The sequence below is a fragment of the Streptomyces sp. NPDC047017 genome, assembly GCF_040644175.1.
Lineage (GTDB): Bacteria > Actinomycetota > Actinomycetes > Streptomycetales > Streptomycetaceae > Streptomyces.
This window is the reverse complement of the sequence record NZ_JBEYVW010000020.1, coordinates 1-24,273: the sequence shown is the minus strand read 5'-3', so window position 1 is coordinate 24,273 and position 24,273 is coordinate 1. Positions and strand designations below refer to the sequence as shown.

The 24,273-nt window shown below is 73.4% G+C and carries 23 protein-coding genes; 16 read left to right on the top strand and 7 right to left on the bottom strand.

The features are described 5' to 3' along the window. Positions 1–11 precede the first annotated feature (11 nt). Both dusB and ABZ858_RS28960 read left to right on the top strand, forming a co-directional pair. Positions 12–1,148, top strand: a complete 1,137-nt coding sequence (gene dusB, locus ABZ858_RS28965) for a tRNA dihydrouridine synthase DusB (RefSeq protein WP_361384876.1) — start codon at positions 12–14, stop codon at positions 1,146–1,148. A gap of 58 nt (positions 1,149–1,206) precedes the next feature. Further along, positions 1,207–1,734 carry a hypothetical protein gene (locus ABZ858_RS28960; RefSeq protein ID WP_361384873.1) on the top strand — a complete coding sequence of 176 codons (528 nt, stop codon included), beginning with the start codon at positions 1,207–1,209 and terminating at the stop codon, positions 1,732–1,734. 67 nt (positions 1,735–1,801) lie between these two features. Here ABZ858_RS28960 and ABZ858_RS28955 read toward each other — a convergent pair whose 3' ends face one another. Beyond that, positions 1,802–3,397: a CDP-alcohol phosphatidyltransferase gene (locus ABZ858_RS28955; protein WP_361385218.1), complete on the bottom strand. Its 1,596-nt coding sequence runs from the start codon at positions 3,395–3,397 to the stop codon at positions 1,802–1,804. A 722-nt stretch (positions 3,398–4,119) separates the two neighbouring features. On the opposite strand from ABZ858_RS28955, the gene ppdK reads away from it, so the two are divergent. Next, a complete protein-coding gene (ppdK, locus tag ABZ858_RS28950) occupies positions 4,120–6,867 on the top strand; it encodes a pyruvate, phosphate dikinase (protein ID WP_361384870.1) in 2,748 nt (915 codons plus the stop codon). A gap of 146 nt (positions 6,868–7,013) precedes the next feature. On the opposite strand, the gene ABZ858_RS28945 is transcribed toward ppdK, so the two are convergent. Next, positions 7,014–7,751 (bottom strand): PepSY domain-containing protein, encoded by a 738-nt coding sequence (locus ABZ858_RS28945; RefSeq protein ID WP_361384867.1) that lies wholly within the window; start codon positions 7,749–7,751, stop codon positions 7,014–7,016. Positions 7,752–7,933: 182 nt separating this feature from the next. On the opposite strand from ABZ858_RS28945, the gene ABZ858_RS28940 reads away from it, so the two are divergent. The 4 genes from ABZ858_RS28940 to ABZ858_RS28925 all read left to right on the top strand — a co-directional run bounded on the left by ABZ858_RS28940 (position 7,934) and on the right by ABZ858_RS28925 (position 12,139). Next, positions 7,934–8,869, top strand: a complete 936-nt coding sequence (locus ABZ858_RS28940) for an oxidoreductase (RefSeq protein ID WP_361384864.1) — start codon at positions 7,934–7,936, stop codon at positions 8,867–8,869. A gap of 144 nt (positions 8,870–9,013) precedes the next feature. Then, positions 9,014–10,285, top strand: coding sequence for a sugar ABC transporter substrate-binding protein (locus ABZ858_RS28935; protein ID WP_361384861.1), 1,272 nt, complete (start codon positions 9,014–9,016; stop codon positions 10,283–10,285). Positions 10,286–10,410: 125 nt separating this feature from the next. Beyond that, entirely contained in the window at positions 10,411–11,313 is a 903-nt protein-coding gene (locus tag ABZ858_RS28930) for a sugar ABC transporter permease (RefSeq protein ID WP_361384858.1), read from the top strand. Further along, on the top strand, positions 11,306–12,139 hold the full coding sequence (locus ABZ858_RS28925; protein ID WP_361384855.1) for a carbohydrate ABC transporter permease: 834 nt from the start codon (positions 11,306–11,308) through the stop codon (positions 12,137–12,139). The genes ABZ858_RS28930 and ABZ858_RS28925 overlap by 8 nt, the downstream gene beginning before the upstream one ends. Before the next feature lie 43 nt (positions 12,140–12,182). Here ABZ858_RS28925 and ABZ858_RS28920 read toward each other — a convergent pair whose 3' ends face one another. Next, positions 12,183–13,007: an SDR family oxidoreductase gene (locus ABZ858_RS28920; protein ID WP_361384852.1), complete on the bottom strand. Its 825-nt coding sequence runs from the start codon at positions 13,005–13,007 to the stop codon at positions 12,183–12,185. A gap of 27 nt (positions 13,008–13,034) precedes the next feature. Further along, positions 13,035–13,619, bottom strand: coding sequence for a TetR family transcriptional regulator (locus ABZ858_RS28915; RefSeq protein WP_361384849.1), 585 nt, complete (start codon positions 13,617–13,619; stop codon positions 13,035–13,037). 194 nt (positions 13,620–13,813) lie between these two features. Here ABZ858_RS28915 and ABZ858_RS28910 point away from each other — a divergent pair, with 194 nt between their 5' ends. From ABZ858_RS28910 to ABZ858_RS28895, 4 genes are all read left to right on the top strand, one after another. Then, complete coding sequence (locus tag ABZ858_RS28910) at positions 13,814–14,326, top strand: hypothetical protein (protein WP_361384846.1); 513 nt, start codon at positions 13,814–13,816, stop codon at positions 14,324–14,326. A 64-nt stretch (positions 14,327–14,390) separates the two neighbouring features. Next, positions 14,391–15,815 carry a sensor domain-containing protein gene (locus ABZ858_RS28905; RefSeq protein WP_361384843.1) on the top strand — a complete coding sequence of 475 codons (1,425 nt, stop codon included), beginning with the start codon at positions 14,391–14,393 and terminating at the stop codon, positions 15,813–15,815. Between the two features lie 29 nt (positions 15,816–15,844). Further along, complete coding sequence (locus ABZ858_RS28900; protein WP_361384840.1) at positions 15,845–16,498, top strand: response regulator transcription factor; 654 nt, start codon at positions 15,845–15,847, stop codon at positions 16,496–16,498. Positions 16,499–16,578: 80 nt separating this feature from the next. Further along, the gene (locus ABZ858_RS28895) at positions 16,579–17,361 is read left to right on the top strand and encodes a TSUP family transporter (protein ID WP_361384837.1); all 783 of its coding nucleotides are present in this window, start codon (positions 16,579–16,581) and stop codon (positions 17,359–17,361) included. A 43-nt stretch (positions 17,362–17,404) separates the two neighbouring features. Here the strand turns inward: ABZ858_RS28895 and ABZ858_RS28890 are convergent, their stop codons facing one another. After that, positions 17,405–18,025, bottom strand: coding sequence for a class F sortase (locus ABZ858_RS28890; protein ID WP_361384834.1), 621 nt, complete (start codon positions 18,023–18,025; stop codon positions 17,405–17,407). Between the two features lie 124 nt (positions 18,026–18,149). Next, entirely contained in the window at positions 18,150–18,719 is a 570-nt protein-coding gene (locus tag ABZ858_RS28885; protein WP_361384831.1) for a hypothetical protein, read from the bottom strand. 361 nt (positions 18,720–19,080) lie between these two features. On the opposite strand from ABZ858_RS28885, the gene ABZ858_RS28880 reads away from it, so the two are divergent. The 5 genes from ABZ858_RS28880 (at position 19,081) to ABZ858_RS28860 (ending at position 23,195) form a co-directional block, all read left to right on the top strand. Beyond that, on the top strand, positions 19,081–19,647 hold the full coding sequence (locus ABZ858_RS28880; RefSeq protein WP_361385215.1) for an NAD(P)H-dependent oxidoreductase: 567 nt from the start codon (positions 19,081–19,083) through the stop codon (positions 19,645–19,647). A gap of 82 nt (positions 19,648–19,729) precedes the next feature. Then, positions 19,730–20,266, top strand: coding sequence for a hypothetical protein (locus ABZ858_RS28875; protein WP_361384828.1), 537 nt, complete (start codon positions 19,730–19,732; stop codon positions 20,264–20,266). 124 nt (positions 20,267–20,390) lie between these two features. Beyond that, entirely contained in the window at positions 20,391–21,233 is an 843-nt protein-coding gene (locus ABZ858_RS28870) for a DUF4097 family beta strand repeat-containing protein (RefSeq protein ID WP_361384825.1), read from the top strand. A 109-nt stretch (positions 21,234–21,342) separates the two neighbouring features. Next, complete coding sequence (locus ABZ858_RS28865; RefSeq protein WP_361384822.1) at positions 21,343–22,416, top strand: ATP-binding cassette domain-containing protein; 1,074 nt, start codon at positions 21,343–21,345, stop codon at positions 22,414–22,416. Further along, positions 22,413–23,195 carry an ABC transporter permease gene (locus tag ABZ858_RS28860; protein ID WP_361384819.1) on the top strand — a complete coding sequence of 261 codons (783 nt, stop codon included), beginning with the start codon at positions 22,413–22,415 and terminating at the stop codon, positions 23,193–23,195. The genes ABZ858_RS28865 and ABZ858_RS28860 overlap by 4 nt, the downstream gene beginning before the upstream one ends. 33 nt (positions 23,196–23,228) lie before the next feature. Here the strand turns inward: ABZ858_RS28860 and ABZ858_RS28855 are convergent, their stop codons facing one another. Then, positions 23,229–24,068, bottom strand: coding sequence for an arylamine N-acetyltransferase (locus tag ABZ858_RS28855; RefSeq protein WP_361384816.1), 840 nt, complete (start codon positions 24,066–24,068; stop codon positions 23,229–23,231). Positions 24,069–24,273 lie beyond the last annotated feature (205 nt).

The following is a 24,273-nucleotide window of genomic DNA, read 5'->3' as shown; positions in this document are numbered from 1 at the left end:
GGGGAATGCCCATGCCCGAGTCCCCCCTCCAGATCGGTCCGCACACCGTCCGGCCCCCGGTCGTCCTGGCCCCCATGGCCGGCATCACCAACGCGCCCTTCCGTACCCTGTGCCGGGAGTTCAGCGGCGGCAAAGGCCTGTTCGTCAGCGAGATGATCACCACTCGGGCCCTGGTCGAGCGCAACGAGAAGACCATGCAGCTCATCCGGTTCGACGCGAGCGAGCGGCCGCGCTCGATCCAGCTGTACGGCGTCGACCCGGCGACCGTCGGCAAGGCCGTCCGCATGATCGCGGAGGAGGACCTCGCCGACCACATCGACCTCAACTTCGGCTGCCCGGTCCCCAAGGTGACCCGCAAGGGCGGCGGCTCCGCCCTCCCCTACAAGCGCCACCTGCTCCGTTCGATCCTGCGCGAGGCGGTCAGCGGCGCGGGGGACCTGCCGGTCACCATGAAGATGCGCAAGGGCATCGACGACGACCACCTCACCTACCTGGACGCCGGCCGGATCGCCGTCGAGGAGGGCGTCACCTCCATCGCCCTGCACGGCCGCACCACCGCCCAGCACTACGGCGGCACCGCCGACTGGGAGGCCATCGCCCGCCTCAAGGAGCACGTGCCGGAGATCCCGGTGCTCGGCAACGGCGACATCTGGTCGGCCGAGGACGCCCTGCGGATGGTGCGCGAGACCGGCTGCGACGGCGTGGTCGTCGGCCGCGGCTGCCTGGGCCGGCCGTGGCTCTTCGCCGATCTGGTGGCCGCCTTCGAGGGCCGTACGGACGACCGTGCGCGGCCCGCCCTGCGCGAGGTCGCCGACGTCATGGTCCGGCACGCCACGCTGCTCGGCGAGTGGCTCGGCGACGAGTCGCGCGGTGTCATCGACTTCCGCAAGCATGTCGCCTGGTACCTCAAGGGCTTCGCGGTCGGCTCCGAGATGCGCAAGCGGCTCGCGGTCACCTCCTCCCTGGCCGCGCTGCGCGCCGGCCTGGACGAGCTGGACCTCGACCAGCCCTGGCCGGCCGGCGCGGACGGCCCCCGCGGCCGCACCTCCGGCAACAACCGGGTCGTCCTGCCGGACGGCTGGCTCAAGGACCCGTACGACTGCGCGGGCGTCACCGAGGACGCGGAACTGGACACCTCCGGCGGCTGACCGGCCGGCCGCGCCGGGCTCTCGACAGCGGTGGCGCGGCCCGCCGACACTGGTCCGCGTGGCGGACAGCGCGTTATGGGTGGCGGCGCTCACCAGCGGCACGGCCGTACTGGCGAGCTGGGTGACGAGCCTGGGGAACGTGCGCACGGCCCGGACGCAGGCCCGGGTGGCGGCGGACGTCGAGCATCGCGGGCGCGTACGGGAGGCGCGGCGAGCCGCCTGCCTGGAGCTGCTGGAGCGGGCCCACACCCTGGGCGAGCTGTACCGCGCGGTCCTCGACGCGCACTTCCGGCACGGTGACGGCGACCGGTTCCTGGCCCGTGTGCAGGAGCTGCGTGGCGCGGTGCGCGAGGCGTACGACCCGCTCATGCACGCGGTGCGCGCCCTGGCGCTGGAGGGTCCCGCGGGGACCGCGGCGGCGGCCCGGGCCGTGCAGGCGGCGGCCACCGAGGTGAGCCGGTCCCTGTGGCACGTCTCCCTCGGCGAGGCGGGCGCCCGGGACCGGTTCGGCGCGGCCCGCCAGGCGTATCTGACCTGCCTGGAGCAATTCACCGAGACGGCCCGGGCGGCGTTGGAGGCGTCCTGAGACCCGCCGAGTCCCGCGAGGCTCCCGGCGCCGCGGCCCTGGGAAGGCCCCGCGCCGCCGCGCCCCCTCACCCCTTCGACGGATGCGGTACGGACCCGTACGCCGTCAGGAAGCGGTCGCGGAAGGCGCTCATCGGCCATACCGGGGCGTCGTGCGCGGGGCGCAGCCCGTCGCTCCAGCCCCAGTCCGAGATCCGGTCGAGGACCTCGGGGTCCTTGGCGACGACGGACACCGGCACGTCCCGGCCGGCGTGCTCGCCGCTGACCCGGGCGATGGGCTGGTGGTCGCCGAGGAGGACGAGCACGGTGTTCGCGCCGCCGTAGCGTTCCAGCCACTGGGTCAGGGCGGTCACCGAGTACTGGATCGACGTGCCGTACGCCGCGCGGGAGCGGGCCGGGTCCGCGATGACGTCCTGGGGTTTGGCGCCGGCCGCCTCGACGCCCTGGAAGGCCGCGCCGTCGCCGAGCCGGTCCCAGTCGGTCATCGTCGGCACCGGCGCCCAGGGCTGGTGGCTGGAGGTGAGGATGACGAACGACGCCAGCGGCTTGTCGTGCGGCGTGCCGTGGGCCAGCCGCTGGAACGCCTCCAGGGCGTACTGGTCGGGCATCGTGGACCAGCTGAACTTCGGGCCCGCGTAACCCAGCCGGAAGGCGTTGTAGACCTTGTCCAGGCCGTACCATTTCGCCTCCGGCCAGCCCTTTTGCACGCCCGGCATGATGCCGACGGTGTCCCAGGCGCCGGTCTTCCTGAACGCCTCGGTGAGGGTGAGGCGGTCGCCGGAGGTCACCGTGCGGTACCGGTTCTGGTTGTCGATCCACAGGCCCGACATGAACGTGGAGTGCCCCAGCCAGCTGCCGCCGCCGTACGTCGCCGACGTCAGCCAGCCGCTCCTGGCGTGGAACCCGGCCCTGGCGAGGGCCTGGGTGCCCGCGGCGAGGGTCCGGTCGACACCGGGTGCCTCGACCGGGTCCTCGATCGCGCTGCGGCCGTAGCTCTCGACGAACGTGAAGATCATGTCCTTGCCGCGCAGCGCGGGCACGAGCTGCGCGGGCGGGGTGGCGCCGAACGGGTCCGCGCGCGCCGTCCGCGCGAACTCCCGCTCGTCGCGGATCGTCGCCCGCACCGCCCGCTCGCGCTGCCCCAGCAGGGTGACGGTGTGCTCGGAGGCCACCGGCACCCCGGAGTCGCGCAGGTCGAGGGCCGTGCAGCTCATCCACACCGTGCTCAGCACCAGCAGCGCGGCCGTCGCGCGGGAGGTGTCGCGGCCGAGGACACCGCCGACGCGGACCACCGCCAGCGCCATCACGGCGAGCAGCACCAGCACCAGCAGGACCGCCCCGGCGGCGGCGAGCACCGCGACCGTGCCGCCCAGGGTGTCCGCGAGGTAGGACCGGGCGTCGCCGAGCAGCTGCCAGTCCAGGATCACGTCGAAGTCCCGGCCGAGGTACTGCTGGAACTCCATGTCGGTCACGTTCAGCACGGTCAGTGCACCGAGTGCCACCCCGCCGAGCGCCGCCACGGCCGTGCGCGGCCCGCGCGGCAGCGCGGTCAGCGCGGCCGCCCCGAGCAGCCCCTCCACCGGCACCCGCAGGAACGCGGCGGGCTGGAGCTGCTCCTGCCGGTCCGGCAGCAGCAGCGCGCCGGTGACGAGCGCGAGGGCCAGGGCGGTGACCGTGAGGGAGAGGGCGCGCGCGAGCGCCGGGTGGGCGGCCCGCGCGGTACAGGGACGGGGGAGGCGGCGGAGCCAGGTGGGCCGAGGGGGCCGCGGGAATCGGAGCAACCGGAGGAATCGGGGGCGCCCGGGGGAGCCGGGGGAGCCGGAGGAGCCCGGGGAGCGAAGCGGCTGTGTACGTGTAGTACTCGTCTGCTGAGGCACCCGGAGGTCCTTCCGTGCGCGGCGTCGCGGAGTGAGGCGGCCGGTGGCGGCCGGTGGCGGGCCGCCCGGGGAGAGGAGGAGGCCCGCCGCCGCACTCCCGTACGGCTCGCCCGGCGCCCCCGTTCACTGTCCGCATGGTGGAATTCCGCCGCCTGTGGCAGCGTGATTCTCGCCACCCTTGATAAGGGCTGCGCTCAGATGAGCGGATCATGCGCGACTGCACTTCTCCAAGGAGTGGCACTCAGTGCCATGGCTTGATCGTTCATCGATTAAACTCAACCGTGCTCAGAGGCGCTCATGTGAGCGCTTAGACCCATCTGTGGAGGTTGATTCGTTCAAGAAGTGAAAACACCACGCCCTGATGGCTTGCCAAGCCTTGACTTTCGATCCGCTGGCGGACCACTGGTTACGCGCACATGACGCACGAGTGGACGTACCGCGATGCCTTCGATCTGGGTATGTTCCTCGCCGTCAGGGCAGCCACCGCGTCCTCGTAGGAGTCGAGACCCGTGTCGGAAAACAAAGACCCCCAGGTAGCCGAACGCGGCAACAGTGTTGAGGGCGTGAAGTTCGTCTACGACTTCACCGAGGGCAACAAGGACCTCAAGGACCTCCTCGGCGGCAAGGGCGCGAACCTCGCCGAGATGACCAACCTCGGCCTGCCCGTCCCTCCGGGCTTCACCATCACCACCGAGGCCTGCAAGGTCTACCTCGACAGCGGCGAGGAGCCGGCGGCCCTGCGCGACGAGGTGAGTGCGCACCTCGACGCCCTTGAGCAGAAGATGGGCAAGAAGCTCGGCCAGGCCGGCGACCCGCTGCTGGTCTCCGTCCGCTCCGGGGCGAAGTTCTCCATGCCCGGCATGATGGACACCGTTCTGAACATCGGCCTGTCGGACAAGTCGGTACAGGGCCTGGCCAAGCAGGCCGGCGACGACCGCTTCGCGTGGGACTCCTACCGCCGCCTCATCCAGATGTTCGGCAAGACCGTCCTCGGCGTCGACGGCGAACTTTTCGAGGACGCGCTGGAGGCGGCCAAGGCGGCCAAGAAGGTCACGGTCGACACCGAGCTGGAGGCCGCCGACCTCAAGAAGCTGGTCACCACCTTCAAGAAGATCGTCAAGAAGGAGGCCGGCCGGGACTTCCCGCAGGAGCCGCGCGAGCAGATGGACCTCGCCATCAAGGCGGTCTTCGACTCCTGGAACGGCGAGCGCGCCAAGCTCTACCGCCGCCAGGAGCGCATCCCGCACGACCTGGGCACCGCCGTCAACGTCTGCTCGATGGTCTTCGGCAACCTCGGCCCCGACTCCGGCACCGGCGTCGCCTTCACCCGCGACCCGGCCTCCGGCCACCAGGGCGTCTACGGCGACTACCTGCAGAACGCGCAGGGCGAGGACGTGGTGGCGGGCATCCGCAACACCGTGGCGCTCGCCGAGCTGGAGCAGATCGACAAGAAGTCGTACGACCAGCTGATGCAGATCATGGAGACCCTGGAGAACCACTACAAGGATCTCTGCGACATCGAGTTCACCATCGAGCGCGGCCAGCTGTGGATGCTGCAGACCCGGGTCGGCAAGCGCACCGCGGGCGCGGCCTTCCGGATCGCCACCCAGCTCGTGGACCAGGGCCTGATCGACGAGGCCGAGGCGCTCCAGCGGGTCACCGGCGCCCAGCTCGCCCAGCTGATGTTCCCCCGCTTCGACGACGGCGCCAAGGTCGAGCAGGTCGGCCGCGGCATCGCCGCCTCCCCGGGCGCGGCGGTCGGCAAGGCGGTCTTCGACTCGTACACCGCCGTCAAGTGGTCCCGCTCGGGCGAGAAGGTCATCCTGGTGCGCCGGGAGACCAACCCCGACGACCTGGACGGCATGATCGCCGCCGAGGGCATCCTGACCTCGCGCGGCGGCAAGACCTCCCACGCGGCCGTGGTCGCCCGCGGCATGGGCAAGACCTGTGTCTGCGGCGCGGAGGACCTGGAGGTCGACACCAAGCGCCGCCGCATGGTCGTACCGGGCGGGCACGTCGTCGAGGAGGGCGACGTCATCTCCATCGACGGCTCCTCCGGCAAGGTCTACCTGGGCGAGGTCCCGGTGGTCCCGTCCCCGGTCGTGGAGTACTTCGAGGGCCGGATGCACGCCGGCGCCGACGACGCCGACGAGCTGGTCGAGGCCGTCCACCGGATCATGGCCTTCGCCGACCGCAAGCGCCGGCTGCGGGTGCGCGCCAACGCCGACAACGCCGAGGACGCGCTGCGCGCCCGCCGCTTCGGCGCGCAGGGCATCGGCCTGTGCCGCACCGAGCACATGTTCCTCGGCGACCGCAGGGAACTGGTCGAGCGGCTGATCCTGGCCGACACGCAGGACGAGCGCGAGGCGTCGCTCAAGCAGCTGCTGCCGCTGCAGAAGAAGGACTTCGTCGAACTCTTCGAGGCGATGGACGGCCTCCCGGTCACCGTCCGCCTCCTGGACCCGCCGCTGCACGAGTTCCTGCCCGACATCACCGAGCTGTCGGTCCGCGTGGCCCTGGCCGAGTCCCGCCAGGAGCCGCACGAGAACGAGCTGCGCCTGCTCCAGGCCGTGCACCGGCTGCACGAGCAGAACCCGATGCTGGGCCTGCGCGGTGTCCGCCTCGGCCTGGTCATCCCCGGCCTGTTCACCATGCAGGTCCGCGCCATCGCGGAGGCCGCCGCCGAGCGCCGGAACGCCAAGGGTGACCCGCGCGCCGAGATCATGATCCCGCTGGTCGGCACCGTCCAGGAGCTGGAGATCGTCCGCGACGAGGCCGACAAGGTCATCGCGGAGGTCGAGGCGGCCACCGGCACCGAACTCAAGCTGGCCATCGGCACGATGATCGAGCTGCCACGGGCCGCGCTCACCGCCGGGCAGATCGCGGAGGCCGCGGAGTTCTTCTCCTTCGGCACCAACGACCTGACCCAGACGGTGTGGGGCTTCAGCCGCGACGACGTGGAGGCGAGCTTCTTCACCGCCTACCTGGAGAAGGGCATCTTCGGCGTCAGCCCGTTCGAGACGATCGACAAGGACGGCGTCGGCTCCCTGGTGAAGGCCGCCGCCAAGGCCGGCCGCGCCACCCGCCCCGACCTCAAGCTCGGCGTCTGCGGCGAGCACGGCGGCGACCCGGAGTCCGTCCACTTCTTCCACGAGGCGGGCCTCGACTACGTCTCCTGCTCCCCGTTCCGCATCCCGGTCGCCCGCCTGGAAGCGGGCCGCGCGGCCAGCCAGTCCCAGGGCAGCGACCACCGCTAGCCCCGCCGGACCCCGGAGTCCCCGACGCAGTCCCCGACCCTCACTACCGATTGCGACGGGGACTCCGGCACACGAGAGGAGGGACGGCACCCTGTGCGGGGTGCCGTCCCTCCTCTCGTGTCGTGCTTCCGCGGGCCGGTGGCGTCTCAGTCGCGGTCGACGTGCTGGCGCAGCACGTTGCCGTTGGCCGCGTCGACGTCGTACGTCGTCTTGTTCCAGTTCTTCGTGTCGACGACGTCGACGGACCAGACCAGCTTGTGGGAGTTGTTCTCGTCGAGGGAGACGGCGGTGACGGTGCCCTTGGTCTTGTCGGTGGCCGTCTTCGCCGCCTGCGCGGGGGTCTTGGCGGCCTTCTTCAGGCGGTCGGCGATCTTGCTCTTGTCGCCGGAGTCCTGGCCCGGTTCGGCCTGGCTGCGGAAGACCTTGCCGTTGGCCGCGTCCACGTCGACGCGGTGCACCGTGCCGTCGGCGGCGGCGACCTTCGCCACCCACTCCGCCGCGCCCTGGGAGGGGGCCGGGTTGGGCATGCTCGGGCTGGGCGAGCCCGACGAGTTCATGGTGTCGTGGGAGACGGACTTCAGCTCGATCCCCACGAGCTTGCCGCCGGAGACCTCCTTGACGGCGGTGTCGGCGGCCTTGTCCCAGGTGACGTGCGCCTTCGGGATCAGATCCCGGCGCTCGGTCTGGTCCTGCGTCAGCGAACCGGAGGGTGAGGGGGAGGACATGGGGGCGGACATCGAGGAGGTGGGGCTGGCCTCGGCCGCCTCGGCGCTCGAACCGGTCGTCCCGGTCCCCGAGCAGGCGGTCAGCAGCAGAGCGGAACCGCCCAGGGCGCATATCGCGGCGAGCGAGCGCGGGGGCGGCAGACGGCGTGCAGTGGTCATACTCCTGTGGGTAACCGGCCCGCCGGACCTTGATACCGACACGCGGGGGGAATCACCGGAATGGCCGGGTAGGTCCACCCTGTCCGCCCCTCCGTCTCCCTCCTTGCCCGCCCCTTCGTCTCCGTCCCTGCCTGCCCCCTCGCTGTCCGTGGGCGACCGCATACGGAAGTACGGTGATGTCCATGCGGAAACGGTCCGGCTGGAACGCCGGTGACATTCCCGACCTGCGCGGCCGTACCGCCGTCGTCACCGGAGCCAACGGCGGTCTCGGGTACGTCACGGCCCGGGAGCTGGCCCGCAAGGGCGCCCGGGTGGTGCTGGCCTGCCGCAGTGCGGCGCGGGGGAGCGAGGCGGTGGCGCGGATCGGGCGGGAGGCCCCCGGGGCCCGGGTGGAGGCCGCCGCGCTGGACCTCGCCGACCTGGCCTCCGTACGGGAGTTCGCGCGGGCGTACCCGTACGACCGGCTCGACCTGCTCGTCAACAACGCGGGCGTGATGGCGCTGCCGTACGGGCGGACCGCCGATGGATTCGAGACGCAGTTCGGGGTCAACCACCTGGGGCATTTCGCGCTGACCGGGCTCCTGCTGCCCACGCTGCTGGCCACGCCCGGGGCCCGCGTCGTGACCGTCTCCAGCATGCTGCACGTGCTGGCGAACATCGACCCGCGCGACCTCGGCGGCGAGCGCGCGTACCGGCGCTGGACCGCCTACGCCCGGTCCAAGACCGCCAATCTGCTCTTCACACACGAGCTGGCCCGCCGGCTCGCGGCGGCCGGGGCGGACCCGGTCGCCGCCGCCGCGCATCCGGGGTACGCGGCGACCGGCCTGCAGACCGCCGGGCCGCGCGCCGAGGGCCGCCGCGGGGCCGAGCGGCTGATGGAACTCGCCAACCGGGCCGTCGCCCAGCCCGCCGAGGCCGGCGCCCTGCCCACCCTGTACGCGGCCACCGCGCCCGGCGTGCGGCCCGACTCCTTCACCGGCCCCTCCTTCGCCATGTGGCGCGGCGCCCCGGCGCCCTCCCCGCGGGCGCCCTGGACCCGCGACGACCGGGCCGCGGCCCGGCTGTGGGCCGCCTCCGAGGAGCTGACCGGGGTGGCGTACACCGCCCTGGGCGCGTGAGCGGGGCCGCCCCTCGCGCGTGGCCGGTTCGACGCTCTTGACATCGGCACACTGCCGCAACACGCCTGTCGTGATCGCCGCGCATGGTTGATCGTTGGGCCGTGCGCGGGCACCGGCCCGCGGGACGAGCGTCAGGGGGAGCGCATGACCATCAGCCGCAGGGCACTGCTCGCCGCCGGGGCGGTCGCGGGCGGCGGGCTGCTCACCGCCTGCGGAAGCAACACCGGGCGCGGCGACGGGGGCGGTGACGGGGGCGGCGGCTCCGGGCCGGCCCTCTCGCAGTGGTACCACCAGTACGGCGAGCCGGGCACCGAGCAGGCGGTGAAGCGGTACGCCGCCGCGTACAAGAAGGCGCACGTCACCGTCCAGTGGCGGCCGGGCGACTACGACCAGCAGAGCGCCGCCGCCCTGCTCACCGACTCCGGGCCCGACGTCTTCGAGGTCAACGGACCCACCCTGGACCAGATCCAGGGCGGCCAGGTCGCCGACCTCACCGGCCTCCTCGCCGGCGTCAAGGACGACATCAACCCGGCGGTGCTCACCCCGAAGACGTACGACGGGAAGATCTGGGGCGTCCCGCAGGTCATCGACATGCAGCTGCTCTACTACCGCAAGAGCGCGCTCAAGGACGCCGGCGTGGAGCCGCCCGCCACCCTCGACGCCCTCGTCGACGCCGCGAAGAAGCTCACCACCCGGAAGACCAAGGGCCTCTTCCTCGGCAACGACGGCGGCGCCGGCGTCCTCGGCGGAACGCCCCTGTACGCGGCCGGACTCCAGCTCGTCACCGACGCGGGCACGGTGGGCTTCGACGACCCGGCCGCCGCCCGCACCCTCGCCAAGCTCCGCCGGCTCTACGCCGACAAGTCCCTGCTGCTCGGCGCGCCCGCCGACTGGTCCGACCCGTCCGCCTTCCTCCAGGGCCTGACCGCCATGCAGTGGTCGGGGCTGTGGGCGCTGCCCCAGGTGCGGAAGGAACTCGGCGACGACTTCGGCGTCCTGCCGTTCCCGCAGGACGGTCCGGCCGGGCGGCCCGCCGTGCCGGTCGGCGCGTACGCCGCCGCCGTCAGCGCCCGCAGCCGCCACCGGGACGCGGCCGAGGAGTACGTGAAGTGGCTGTGGGTGGACCGCACCGACGACCAGGAGGACTTCGCGCTCTCCTACGGCTTCCACATCCCGGCCCGGATCTCGCTGGCGAAGAAGGCCGCCAAGCTGCGCACGGGCGCCGCCGCCGACGCCGTGCGCCTCACCACCGACCACGGCCACGCCCAGCCCCTGCTGTGGACCCCGGCCGCCCAGACCGCCTACCAGGACGCGCTGAGCCGGATCATCAAGGACGGCGCGAACCCGGAGAGCGAACTGAAGGCGGTCGTACGGAAGGTGTCGGCCGAACTCGACCGCGTGCGGAAGAAGCGGTGAGCAGCCGTACGGGTACGGCCGAGGAGCGGCGGCGGACGGCTGGGGACCAGCGGCGTAGAGGTGGGGACCGGTGGCGTACGGCCGCGGGGCGACGGCGTACGGCTGCGGACCGGCGGCGTACGGCCGTGGAGCGGCGGCGCGCCCGCTGGTTCTGGGTCTTCGTCGGTCCGTTCGCGGCCGGGCTCGCGCTGTTCACCTACGTCCCGCTGCTGTGGAGCGTGGCCCTCAGCTTCTTCGACGCGCACAACACGGTCACACCCCACCGCTTCGTCGGCCTGGACAACTACACGGCCATGCTGTCCGACGACGCCTTCCTCGACAGCCTGCGCACCTTCGTGCTGTTCACCGCGTTCATCGTCCCGGCCACCTACCTCCTCTCCCTCGCACTGGCCCTCATGGTCAACCGGGTGCGCCGGGCGCGGGCGTTCTTCCGGTCGGTGTTCTTCCTGCCGGCCGCGTGCAGTTACGTCGTCGCGGCCCTGATCTGGAAGATGTCGATCTTCAACGGAGTGCGGTTCGGCCTGGCCAACACCGTCCTCGACGTGTTCGGCGCCGACCCGGTCGCCTGGCTGTCCACCACGGACCCGCCCTGGTACTGGCTGGTCATCGTGACCGTACGGCTCTGGCTCCAGGCCGGGTTCTACATGGTGCTCCTGCTGGCCGGACTCCAGCGGATCGACCCCGTCCTCTACGAGGCCGCCGCCGTGGACGGCGCCCGCCCCGGCTGGCAGGTGCTGCGCCACATCACCCTGCCGCAACTGCGCGCCACCTCGGTCGCGGTGGTGCTGCTCCTGGTCATCAACGCCTTCCAGGCGTTCGACGAGTTCTACAACCTGCTCTCCGACGCCCGCGGCTACCCGCCCTACGCCCGCCCGCCGCTGGTCTACCTCTACTACACCGCCCTCGGGCAGGGGCAGAACCTGGGCCTGGGCAGCGCGGGCGCGGTGATCCTCGCCCTGATCATCGCGGTGGTGACCATCGGACAGGCCCGCTGGTTCGGGCTGGGAAGGACGGACACCGATGGATGACGCCCTGGTCCGGGTGGGGCGGGCGCTGCGGCTCGCCCTGCTGATCGCGCTCGCCCTGCTCTTCCTGGTCCCCTTCTACCTGCTGGTGCGCGACGGGCTCTCCACCGAGCAGGACATCACCTCGCCCGAGTGGACCTTCTTCCCCGCCACCCTGCGCTGGGGCAACGTCCGCGAACTCTTCGCCGACAGCTCCGTCCCGTTCGCCCGCTCGCTGCTCAACTCCGCGCTGATCGCCGTCGCCACCACGCTCGGCACCCTGGTCCTGGCCTCGCTGGCCGGCTACGGGATGGCCCGCATCCCCTACCGGCACGCGAACAAGGTCTTCTACGCCGTCCTGGGCACCCTGATGGTCCCGGCCGCCGTCACCTTCGTGCCCAGCTTCGTGCTGGTGTCCTCGCTGGGCTGGATCTCCACGCTGCGCGGCCTGATCGTCCCCACCCTCTTCTCCGCCTTCGCCTGCTTCGTCTTCCGGCAGTACTTCCTGGGCTTCCCGCGCGAACTGGAGGACGCCGCCCAGGTCGACGGGCTCGGCTACTGGCGGACGTACTGGCTGGTCGTCGTGCCCAACGCGCGGCCGGTGTTCGCGGCGGTGGGCACGATCGTCTTCATCGGCGCCTGGAACGCCTTCCTGTGGCCGCTGGTCATCGGCCAGGACCAGAGCGCCTGGACGGTCCAGGTCGCCCTGTCCTCCTTCACCACCGCGCAAGTGGTCCGCCTGCACGAGCTGTTCACGGCCGCGGCCGTCTCGATCCTGCCGCTGCTGGTGGTGTTCCTGTGCTTCCAGCGGTGGATCGTGGCGGGGGTGGAGCGGTCCGGGATCGACTGACCGGTCACCGTGGTCGGTGGCCGGCCCGTACGCGGCTACGGGGTCACAGCGAGGCCCCGCCGTCCACCACCAGATCCGTGCCGACGAGCGAGGCCGCGTCGGCGGAGGCCAGGTACAGCACCGCGGCGGCGATCTCCTCGGTGGCGCAGACCCGGCCGAGGGGAAGGGTGTCCCGGGCGCGTGCGACGCGGCCCGCCTCCGACTCGCCGGGGCGCAGCGACATCCGGGTGGCGGTGGCACCGGGGCTCACCACGTTGATCCGGACGCCGTCGCGGATGTGGTCCAGGGCGGCGCCCCGGCTGAGCGCGGTCACGGCGGCCTTCGTGGCGGAGTAGGCGGCGGCGCCCGGGGAGGCGGTGTGCGCGCCGAAGTTGGAGGAGACGTTGACGATCGCGCCGCCGCGGGGCTGGGTCCGCATCCGGCGGATCTGCGCCTGGAGGGCGAAGTGGACGCCGGTGAGGTTGACGGCGAGCTGGGTGTGCCAGTCCTCCTCGGGCAGCTCGGCCAGGGGCGTGCCGCCGCGGAAGACCCCCGCGTTGTTGACGGCGACGTCGAGCGAGCCGAAGCGGTCCACGGCGGCCTCGACCAGCGCCTCGGCGTCGGCGGCGCGCGAGACGTCGGCGGTCACCGCGAGCGCCTCGCCGCCCGCTGCCCCGCCCCCCTCCCCGCCTGCCTCGCCGCTCGCTTTCCCGATCAGCGCGACCGTCTCGTCCAGCGGCTCCCGGCGGCGCCCGGCGGCGACGAGGCGGGCGCCCTCGGCGGCGAACGCCAGGGCCACCGCGCGGCCGATGCCGGAGCCCGCGCCGGTGACGAGCACGGTCCGGCCGGCGAAGCGGCCCGCGGTCCGGGCGCCGTACTGCGTGGTCATGATCTCCCCTTTATTTGACCGGTCGGTTCAGTCGAGCAGCGTGAGGGCCTGTTCGGTCGCCTCCCGGACGCGGGCCGGGTCCTGGGACGCCTTGCCCACCACCCGTACGCCCTGCGTCAGGACCAGCAGCATCCGGGCCAGGGCGCGCGGATCGCGGTCGGCGCCCAGCTCGCCCTGGCCCTGCGCGCGGGTCAGCGCCGACCGCAGCAGCGTCTCCAGGCGGTCCCAGCTCCGCTCGACGCGGCGCGCCGCCTCCGGGTCGTGCGGGGCCAGCTCGGCGGCGGTGTTGGTGACGAGGCAGCCGCACTCCCGCCGCTGCCCGGTGGTGGCCTCGGCGGCGAACCGCCGGATCACGGCCCGTACCGCGGGCAGCGCGGGCCCCGGCCGGGACAGCTCGCGCAGCAGCACCGCGTCGCTGTTCTCGCCGTACCGGTCGAACGCCTTCAGGTACAGCTCGTGCTTGCTGCCGAAGGTCGCGTACAGGCTGGCGCGCCCGATGCCGAGATGCTCGACGAGGTCCGCCATCGACGTCGCCTCGTAGCCGCGCCGCCAGAACAGCTCCAGGGCCGACTGCAACGCGGCGTCCGGATCGAATTCCTTGGTCCTGGCCACGTACGGCAGCCTAGATCTGTCTGGAACGGTCGGTCAAGTAAGTGGAGTCCAAGGGGTGGGGTGAACCGAACCCCCGGTTCCGTACAGGCACGATCGCCGCCGGGCCGCCGCGGCGGAAGGCTGGAGGCATCCGCCCGACCCGCTCACCTCCAGTCACCTCCAATCACCTCCAATCACCTTCAGGGGGAAACACCATGACCACCGTCCACACCCCGGCCCCGTACGGCCGCCGCGCCGCGCTCGCCCGGCGGGTGCTGCGCGCACCGTTCACCGCGGCGACCTGGCGGCGGGCCGCCTACGCGGTGCTCGCCCTGCCCGTCGGCGCGGTCAGCGTCCCGCTCGCCCTGGTCGGCGGCCCGGCCGGGCGGCTCCAGCGGGGGCTCGTCCGGCGCTTCCTGGACGTGGACCTGCCCGGCACCGGCCGCGGGGCGCCGCGCGCGCTGCTGCACGCGCTGCTCGCCACCCCGCTGAACCTCGTGATCGCGGCCGTCACGTGCTACGGCTGGTCGATCGTCCCGATGAACCTCGGCTGGCCGCTGCGCGTCATCGGCTCCGACTACTCCGACTCCTGGGGCGGTCCCACCTTCGCGGGCGCCTGGGCCTTCCACGCGGCGGTCGGCGGCCTCGGGTTCGGGCTGCTCATGCCGTGGCTGGGCCGGGCGATGGCGGCACTCCAACTCCGCGTCGCCCGCGCGCTGCTGACCTGATACGGCCCGCGGGCCGGTGTCGGTGAACGGCCTGCCGCCCCGCCCCCTTCCCTAGGTTGACCCCATGCCCCGACCGCGCCCCCACGCCCTCACCGACACCGACACCGACACCGACCCCCGCCCCCACACCCACACCGACACCGACCCCCGCCCCCGCACCGCCGGCGCCGCATCCGGCCCCCGCGCCCTCGCCGCCGCCCTCCCCGGCCCCCGCGCCCTGGCCGCCGCCACCTTCGGCCCCCGGTCCCTCGCCGCCGTGCTGTACGCGGTGCTGGCCTTCCCGCTCGCCGTGGCCGGCTGCTGGCTGGTCCTCGCCGGGCTGGTGTTCGGCGCGCTGCTGTCGGTGACCCCGCTGGGGCCGTGGCTGCTGGCCGCCACGGTCCGCGCGGCGCTGGCGCTGGGCGCGCTGCACCGGGCCCTGGCCCACCGGCTGCTGGGCCTGGCCGTCGAGCCGCCGCGCCCGCCCGCGGCGGCGCCCGGCGCGCTCGCCTGGCGGCGCGGCGTCCTCGGGGGCCGGGCGGGCTGGAAGGCCGTCGGGTACCTGCTGCTCACACCGTTCACCGCGGTCCTCGGCTACGCGGCCGTGCTCCTCGGTTACGTCTACGGCGTGCTGTTCACCCTGCACCCGGTGCTCAGGTACGTGAACTACCACACGGTCCACCACCCCGACGGCTCGGTCACCCACGTCTCCCTGCGCGTCCTCGGCGTCCAGCTCGACAGCTGGCCGCGCTGGACACTGCCCCTCGCCGCCGGGCTGCTGCTCCTGGCCCTCGCGCCCCGGCTGCTGCGCCGGGCCCTCACCCCGCACCGGGCCCTGCTCACCACGCTGCTCGGCCCCGGCGCCGCCGACCGCCGCATCCGCACCCTGGAGGAGACCCGCGCCCAGGCCGTCGACGACGCGGCCGCCACCCTGCGCCGCATCGAACGCGACCTGCACGACGGCACCCAGGCCCGCCTGGTGAGCCTCGGCATGCACCTCACCGTCATCCGGGAACTGGTCACCGCGGGCGCGCCGCCGGACCGCGTCCTCGCCGCCGTCGACACCGCGCGCTCCGGCGCCACCCAGGCCGTCGCCGACCTGCGCCGCCTGGTCAAGGGCATCCACCCGCCCGTCCTCGACGAGGGCCTCGGCGCGGCCCTGGCCACCCTGGCCGCCGACAGCGCCCTGCCCGTCGTCCCGGCCACCGACCTGCCCGTCCGGCCGAGCCCCGCCCTGGAGTCCATCGCCTACTTCTGCGCCGCCGAACTCCTCGCCAACGCCGTCAAGCACAGCGGCGCCGACGAGGTCCGGATCAGCGCCGCGAGCGGCGGCGGCCGGCTGCTGCTGCGGGTCACCGACGACGGCCGGGGCGGCGCGGCGGTCGGCGCGGGCTCCGGACTCACCGGCCTGCTGGCCCGGGTGCGTACCGTGGACGGCACACTGACCTGCGACAGCCCGCCCGGAGGGCCTACGGTGGTCACCGTCGACCTGCCGCTGGCGCGGCCGTGAGGGGCATACGAGGGGAAGGGGGAGCGGGGATGCGCGTCGTCGTCGCCGAGGACTCCGCGCTGCTGCGCGAGGGCCTGGTCCAGCTGCTCGCGCTGCGCGGGGTGGAGACCGTGGCGGCCGTGGCCGACGCGCAGACGCTGCTCGCCGCCGTCGCCGAGCACGCGCCGGACGTCGCCGTCGTCGACATCCGGCTGCCGCCCACCCAGACCGACGAGGGCGTACGGGCGGCGCTGCGGCTGCGCGCCGAGCACCCGGGCACCGGGGTGCTGCTGTTCTCGCAGTACGTGGAGACGGCGTACGCGGCCCGGCTGCTGGGCGAACCCGCGGGCTTCGGCTACCTGCTCAAGGAACGGGTCGTCGACATCGGGGAGTTCGTCGCCGCGCTGGAACGGGTCGCGGCCGGCGGTACGGCGCTCGACCCGGAGGTGGTCGCCCAGCTGTTCGGCGCGAGCCGCCGGCCCTGCGCCCTGGACGCGCTCACCCCGCGCGAGCGGCAGGTGCTCGCGCTGATGGCCGAGGGCCGCGCCAACCAGTCCATCGCCGAGGCGTTCACGGTCTCCGAACGCGCCGTGGAGAAGCACATCGCCAACATCTTCACCAAGCTCGGCCTGCCGCCGTCCCAGACGGGCCACCGGCGGGTGCTGGCGGTGCTGCGCTACCTGGAGAGCGTGGGCGCGGCCTGAGCCCCGCGTACCCCGGAAGTCCCTCAGAAGTACCTCAGATGCGTGGTCCACGGGCGGGCCCGCTCCCTAGGGTCATGATCATGCCCGACATATCGCTGACCACACTCGTCCTGCTGTGCCTCGCCGCGCTCGCGGCCGGATGGATCGACGCGGTGGTCGGCGGGGGCGGGCTCCTGCTGCTGCCGGTGCTGCTGCTCGGGCTGCCCGCCGCCACCCCGGCCGCGTCCGCGCTCGGCACCAACAAGGCGGTCGCCCTGGTCGGCACCACGGGCGCGGCCGTCACCTACGCCCGCCGGGCGCCCGTGGACGTCCGTACGGCCGTGCGCATCGGCCTGGCGGCGCTCGCCGGGTCCAGCGCCGGGGCCTTCTTCGCGGCCGGGATGAGCACCGACGTGCTCAAGCCGGTGATCATGGTGGTGCTGCTGGTGGTGGGAGCCTTCGTGATCCTGCGGCCCGCGTTCGGCACGGCCCCCGCGCCCGGCCCCGCCACCCGCCGCCAGGTGCTCGCGGCGATCGGCCTCGCGGGCCTGGGCATCGGCTTCTACGACGGCTTCATCGGCCCCGGCACCGGTACGTTCCTGGTGCTGGCGCTGACCGCCGTCCTGCACCTGGACCTGGTGACCGCCTCCGCCACCGCCAAGATCGTCAACTGCTGCACCAACGTCGGTGCCCTGGCCACCTTCGCCTGGCAGGGCACGGTCCTGTGGCAACTGGCGGCCGTCATGGCCGTCTTCAACCTGGCCGGCGGCACCCTGGGCGCGCGCACCGCGATGAAGAAGGGCAGCGGCTTCGTCCGGATCGTCCTGCTGACCGTGGTGTCCGCCCTGGTGGTGAACCTGGCGTACGAGCAGTGGATGGCCTAGGGACACCGGGACAGCGGGGCACCGGGGCGCCCGGGCCCCCTGCTCAGCGGCTGCCGGTCAGGTGGGCGAAGACGACCACGTTGCCCTGGTAGCCGGTGCTCCTGGAGTAGCCGCCGCCGCAGGTGATCACCCGCAGCTCGGGGCGTCCGGCGGCGCCGTAGACCTTCTTGTCGGGGAAGTCCTTCGCCTCGTACACCTCCACCGCGTCCACCGTGAACACCGCGACCCCGCCGTCGCGCCGGTCCACCTCGATGGCACTGCCCTTCTTCAGGGCGCCGAGGTCGTAGAAGACGGCGGGGCCCTGCGCGTTGTCGACGTGGCCGGCGACGACCGCGGTGCCGCGCTCCCCGGGGGTGGTGCCGGCCTCGTACCAGCCGGCCAGGTTCTTGTCGGCGGCGGGCGGGGCGGCGAGGCTGCCGGACGCCGTCAGGCTCAGGCCGGTCAGGGGCGCGTCCACCCGGATCGAGGGGATGCGGACGCGGGTGGGCGGGGACGGCGGCAGCGCGGGCGCCGCGAGCCGCTCCTCACCGGGGTCGGGCATGCCCTCGGCCGCGGCGGGCTGCGGCGGGGCGTGCGTGGTGCCCGCGCCGTGCAGGAGCCAGGCGCCGCAGCACAGACTGAGCACGGTGACGGCGGCTATCGCGGAGTTGCCGATCCTGGGCATGTGAACCCCTCTTCCGAACTGGCACTGCGGTCGTGTCCCCGGCCCCCTCCGGGCAGCGAGGGGCGTCGCGCCCGGAGGGGGAGGGGACCTGCGGTACCGGCGGACGGACAGCGGAGGGTGTCCGTCAGATCCCGTCGCCTCTCGCCCGGCGATGCAGGAGCCAGGTACCGCCCGCGGCGGCGACGGCGAGCGCCGCCACACCGGCCGCGGTCTGCGCGGGGTCGCGGCCCAGGGCGCCGCCGACCCCCGTCTTCACACTTCCCCGGGGCTCCACCTGCGCCCCTTCCTGTACGGCGGCCAGCGTGACGACCAGATCGCCCCGGACCTCCCGGCCGCCCTCCGCGCACTGCGCGACGATCTCGTACGTCCCCGGCTGCGCGCTCTCCGGCACCCGGAACTGGCCGATCGCGTCGCCCTCGTGCGCGCTCGGCGCCAGCGGGAAGGGCCCGGCGCCCACCGCGCTCGCGTCCCCGGCGGCGGAAGACTTCTCACCGCACGCCTTGGTGTTCACGCTGACCTGCCCGCCCGGCACCGCCGAGGACGGGTACACCTCCAGGTTCCCCGCGGCCGAGCCCAGGGGACGCGCCGCGACGGCGGCGGTGTCCGCGCCGTACGCGGGCGCGGCGAGCCCGCTCACGGCGGCGACGGCGAGCGCGGCCCCGGTCACGGCCGGCAGTCGGGCGGTACGTCGCATCGGTGCTCCTTAGAGCTCGGCGGTCGGGACCCGGCCCGCGGCACCCGCATGTGCCGCCGTCGTCGCGTCCTTGCCCTTCCGAGGTAAGTGGCACCGGCGCCCGCCCGCTTCCTGAAGGAGCGTCAGAAATACGGTGAACGGGTGCCGGACCACCGGGCGCGGACGGCCGCCGGCGGACGTTTCGGCAGGTCAGCGCGGCCGTGCTGACGGGGCGTCGGAAAGTACCCGAAGGGCGCAGGGCGCGGGGGTGAACGGGTGATCACCGCGCGCGGGGCCGGGCTTGACCTCAAGCAAGGTCGAGGTATCAGGCTGTACCGCATGAACACACCGACCGCGCCCACCGCTCCCGTCGCCGCCCCCCCTGAACGTCACTCTCGTCGTCGGCAGCAACCGCCACGGCCGTTTCGGCCCGGTCGTCGCCGACTGGCTGCGCGGCCACCTCGAAGGCCGCGCCGACCTGGCCGTACGGGTCGTGGACGTGGCGGAGACGGCCGCGCTGCCCACCACGCTGGAGCGCACCCCCGCGGCCACGGCGGCGCTCGCCGAGGTCACGCCGAAGCTGGCGGCGGCGGACGCCTTCGTGGTGCTGACCCCCGAGTACAACCACTCCTTCCCGGCCGGCCTGAAGAACCTCATCGACTGGCACTTCACCGAATGGCAGGCCAAGCCCGTCGCCCTCGTCTCCTACGGCGGGGTCTCCGGCGGCCTGCGCGCCGTCGAGCACCTGCGCCAGGTCTTCGCCGAACTCCACGCGGTCACCGTCCGCGACACGGTCTCCTTCCACCGCGCGGGCGACTCCTTCGACGAGGCGGGCCGCCCGAAGGACGCGGCGGCACCGGACGCGGCGGCGAAGGCGATGCTGGACCAACTGGTGTGGTGGGGCCAGGCCCTGCGGGAGGCCAGGGAGCGCAGGCCGTACGGCGGGTGAGAGGCGGCTCCGCTCAGGGTGGCACCACTCCAGGTGCCACCCTCTCTTGTGTATAGCGCCATAGTGGTGCCATGATGGCGCTATGGACCTCACCCCGTATGTCGACACCCTCCGCCGTGAGCTGGCGGTGGCCGCCGAAGCCGGCGGAGAGGACGCGCGCGAGCTGGCCGAGCGGCTCACCGCCCCGCTGGAGTCGGCGGCCCGGCTGACCCTGCTCAACGTGCTCTCCGCCGCGATGGACGAGATCACCCGCGAGCTGGCCCCCGGCTCGGTCGACGTACGGCTGCGCGGCCTCGACCCGGACTTCGTGGTGACGCCACCGCCCGCGGGCAGCGGTGTCACGGAGCCGGCGGCCGCCCACGCCGAACCGTTCCGGGCGCCGGCGCCCACGCCGGCGCAGGCGCCCGTGGACAGTGACGAGGGGGCCACCGCGCGCGTCAATCTGCGGCTGCCGGCCCCGCTCAAGGCGCGTGCCGAGGAGGCCGCGGGCCGCGAGGGCCTGTCGGTCAACGCCTGGCTGGTACGGGCGGTCTCGGCCGCGGTCGACGACGGCACGCAGCCGCGTACGCGGGAGAGGACCCGCGCCGTCGGACAGAACTTCACGGGCTGGGTGCGCTGACCGACCGCGCCCGGGCTCGCCCACGCGCCCCCCCGCGGCCGCGCCCGCCCGCGTCCGCACCGCTTCACCCACACCACGTCCCACCGGCGGGGACGTTCCACGGACCCATGAGGACGGTACAGCCATGCCTTCTTACGACACTCCCGGACCGATCGCGGTCACCGCCCATGTGGGCGCCGGTTCCCTCCGGTTCCTCGCGAGTGACCGCCACGACACCGTCGTCGACGTACGGCCCGCCGACCCGAAGCGCGACAAGGACGTACGGGCCGCCGAGCAGACCGAGGTCACGTACGCGAACCAGGTGCTGACCGTCAGGACGAAGGAGCGCCGCATCATCGGGCCCTCCGGGGCCGTCGGCGTGACGGTCGAACTGCCCGCGGGTTCACGCGTCGACATGACCGGTTCCTGGGCCCAGGTGGTCGGCGAGGGCCGGCTCGGCGAGGTCCGGGTGAAGACCTCGGGCGGTGACGTCCGCCTCGACGCGACCGGGTCGCTCTGGCTGACCGTCGCGCACGGCTCGATCACCGTCGACCGGATCGCGGGCGCGGCCGAGATCACCTCCAGCTTCAGCAGCCTGCGCGTCGGCACCGTCGAGGGTCCGGCCGTCCTGAAGAACTCGCACGGCACCACGAGCGTCGGCGTCGCACTCGGCGACCTGCGGGTGAGCGGCGCCAACGGCGAGATCGACATCGCCCGCGCCGAGGGCTCGGTCGTCGCCACCACGGCCCACGGGACGCTGCGCGTCATGGAAGTCGCGCGCGGCACGGTCCAGTTGGAGACCGCCTCCGGTGCCATCGACATCGGCGTCCGCGAGGGCACCGCGGCCTGGCTCGATGTCAGCTCCGAGCGCGGCCAGGTGCACCACGCGCTCGCCGACTCCGCGCCCCCGGAGGACGCCGTGGACACCGTCAAGATCCACGCCCGGACCCGCTACGGCAACATCGACGTGCGCCGCGCCCGGGCCTGAACGCCGCCCCCACCGGGCAGCCCGCTTCTCGGCCGCCCCGGCCTTCACACGCCATCTCACCTCACCTCACCTCCGAACGGGGGACTCCATGCCTTCATCTGTCATGCCCATGCCTGATTCCACGCCGGTGTCGGGCGGCGGCGCGCAGCCGCCCGCCGACGCCGACACCATCGCCGTCTCCGCTCTCGGCCTGCGCAAGGCGTACGGCGACAAGACCGTCCTCGACGGCATCGACCTGCGCATCCCGGCCGGGTCCGTGTTCGCGCTGCTCGGGCCGAACGGCGCAGGCAAGACCACCACCGTGCAGATCCTGTCCACGCTCCTGGCCGCCGATGGCGGGCAGGCCCAGGTCGCCGGCCACGACGTGACCACGGCACCGGACGGGGTGCGCGCCGCGATCGGCGTCACCGGGCAGTTCGCCGCGCTCGACGACCTGCTCACCGCCGAGGAGAACCTGCTCCTCATGGCCGACCTGCTGCGCCTGGGCAGACGCGAAGGGCGCGCCCGCGCCGCGGACCTGCTCCGGCGGTTCGGCATCGCGGACGTCGCGCACCAGCGGGCCGCGACCTTCTCCGGCGGTATGCGGCGCCGGCTCGACCTCGCCATGACGCTGGTCGGCGACCCCCGGGTGATCTTCCTGGACGAGCCGACGACCGGCCTCGACCCCCGCAGCCGCCGCACCATGTGGGACACGGTGCGCTCACTGGTCGCGGGCGGCACCACCGTCTTCCTCACCACCCAGTACCTGGAGGAGGCCGATCAGCTGGCCGACCGGATCGCCGTGCTCGACGGCGGCCGGATCGTCGCCGAGGGCACCGCCGACGAACTCAAGGCGCGGATCCCCGGCAGCCACGTACGGCTGCGGTTCACCGACACCGCCGCGTACGAGCGCGCGGCCGGTGCCTTCCCCGGCGCGGCCCGGGACGAGGAGAACCTCGCCCTGCGAGTGGCGGGCGACGGCGGCATCGACGCGCTGCGCACCCTGCTCGACCGGCTCGACGCCGCGGGCATCCGGGCCGCCGGCTTCTCCGTGCACACCCCCGACCTCGACGACGTGTTCCTCGCCCTGACCGGCGACGGCACCACCGGCAGCCCGCTGCGCATGGACGGCACCACCGGCAGCCCGCTGCGCATGGACGGCACCACCGACAGCCCGCCGCGCATGAAGGAGACCCCGCGATGAGCACCCTCGCCCACGCCGTGCACGACTCCACGACGATGCTGCGGCGCAACCTCAAGCACGCGATCCGCTACCCCGCCGTGGGCTTCGGCAGCGCCATGATGCCGATCCTGATGCTGCTGCTGTTCGTGTACGCCTTCGGTGACGCGATCGGCGCGAAAGTGGGCGGCGGCCGGGCCGGATACGTCGACTACCTCACCCCCGGCGTGATCGTCATGGGCGTGGCCGCCGGGTCGATGTCCACCTCGATCGCCGTCTGCTCCGACATGACCGAGGGCATCATCAACCGCTTCCGCACCCTGCCCATCACCCGCTCGTCCTTCCTGACCGGCCATGTCGTCGGCAGCGTCCTGCAGACGATGACGTGCATGGTCCTGGTCGTGGGTGTCGCCCTCGCGGTCGGCTTCCGGTCCGGGGCGACCGTACTGGAGTGGCTCGCCGCGGCCGGGCTGCTCGCGGCCATCGCGTTCGCGGTGACCTGGCTGTCGGTGGCGCTCGGGCTGATCTCCAAGACCGTGGAGTCCGCGAGCAACAAGCCGCTGCTGATCCAGTTCCTGCCGTTCCTCGGCTCCGCGTTCGTACCGGCCGGCTCGATGTCGCCGGGGCTGCGCTGGTTCGCCGAGAACCAGCCGTTCACGCCGATGACCGAGACACTGCGCGGTCTGCTCCGCGGCACGCCGGTCGGCGACGACGGCTGGCTCTCGCTCGCCTGGTGCGCCGGCATCGCGCTGGTCGGCTACGGCTGGTCGCGCGCGCTGTTCAACAGCACCGCCAAGCGCTGAGCGCGCCGCCCCCCCGCCGGTCTTCCGGCGGGATCAGCCCAGCAGCCGCAGCCCCTCGGGCACGGTGATCCGGAACTCCTCCTCCGCCACGCGCCGCGCCTGCGCCTCGGTGCTGAGCGTGCGCTCGGTGACCGTGCCGTCGGGGCGGGTCTCGGTCAACCGGCCCCCGTCGAGGAGGAGATGGCGGCCGGGCACGGTCCGCTGGAGGAAGGCGCGGCGGGTGAAGGGGGAGCGCGGGTTGGTGGCGACATGCCAGTTGAAGACCTCGAAGTCGGCCGCGGTGAACGGCTCCCGCGTGAAGGCGTACTGGCCCGCCCAGTCCGCCGCCCGCCGGTCGTACGCCTCCAGGGCCCACAGCTCCAGCGGCCCCTCGTGCGGCAGGCGCGTGAACCGGTGCCGGCGCCCCGCGTCCTCGAACTCCTCCCCGCGCACCAGCGGCACCGGCTCCAGCAGCGCGCCGGTCCCCCCGAAGCCCACGTCCGCCAGATACGGGCCGCCCGCCGCCTCGACCCGCAGCATCATGTGGGTCCGCGGCCGGCTCTCCGGACTGACGGCGCCCACCAGCACCCGCCCGGCGAGACCGGACACCCGGAAGCCGAGGGCGCCGAGCGCCGCCGCGAGGAGCGAGTTGTGCTCGTAGCAGTAGCCCCCGCGGCGGCCGTGGACCATCTTCTGGGTCAGGTCGGCGGGTGCCAGGGAGGGCGCCGTGCCGGACAGCGGGTCCAGGTTCTCGAAGGGCAGGGACAGGGAGTGGGCCAGGTGCACCCCGCGCAGGGTCGCGAGGTCCGCCCGCCGGTCGCCCTCCCACCCGATCCGCTTCAGGTAGGCGTCGAGGTCGAAGGGCGCGGTGGTGCCGGTCTCGGTGTCGAACATGCTTCGAACCTACGCCCGGCCGCCCCGCCCCCGCCGCCCCCCACGGACCGGCCCGCCCTCCTCCTGTGGCCCTAGGTGTATTGCCCCGGGAGGTTGTGGACGGGTGAGGTAGGTCGCGGCTGAGGGGTCTTGAATGGGTGAGGGCCTTCCGGTTCGGTGTGGATTGCGACGTCTACACCTGACCGAAAGGCCCTCGTGCCCCACC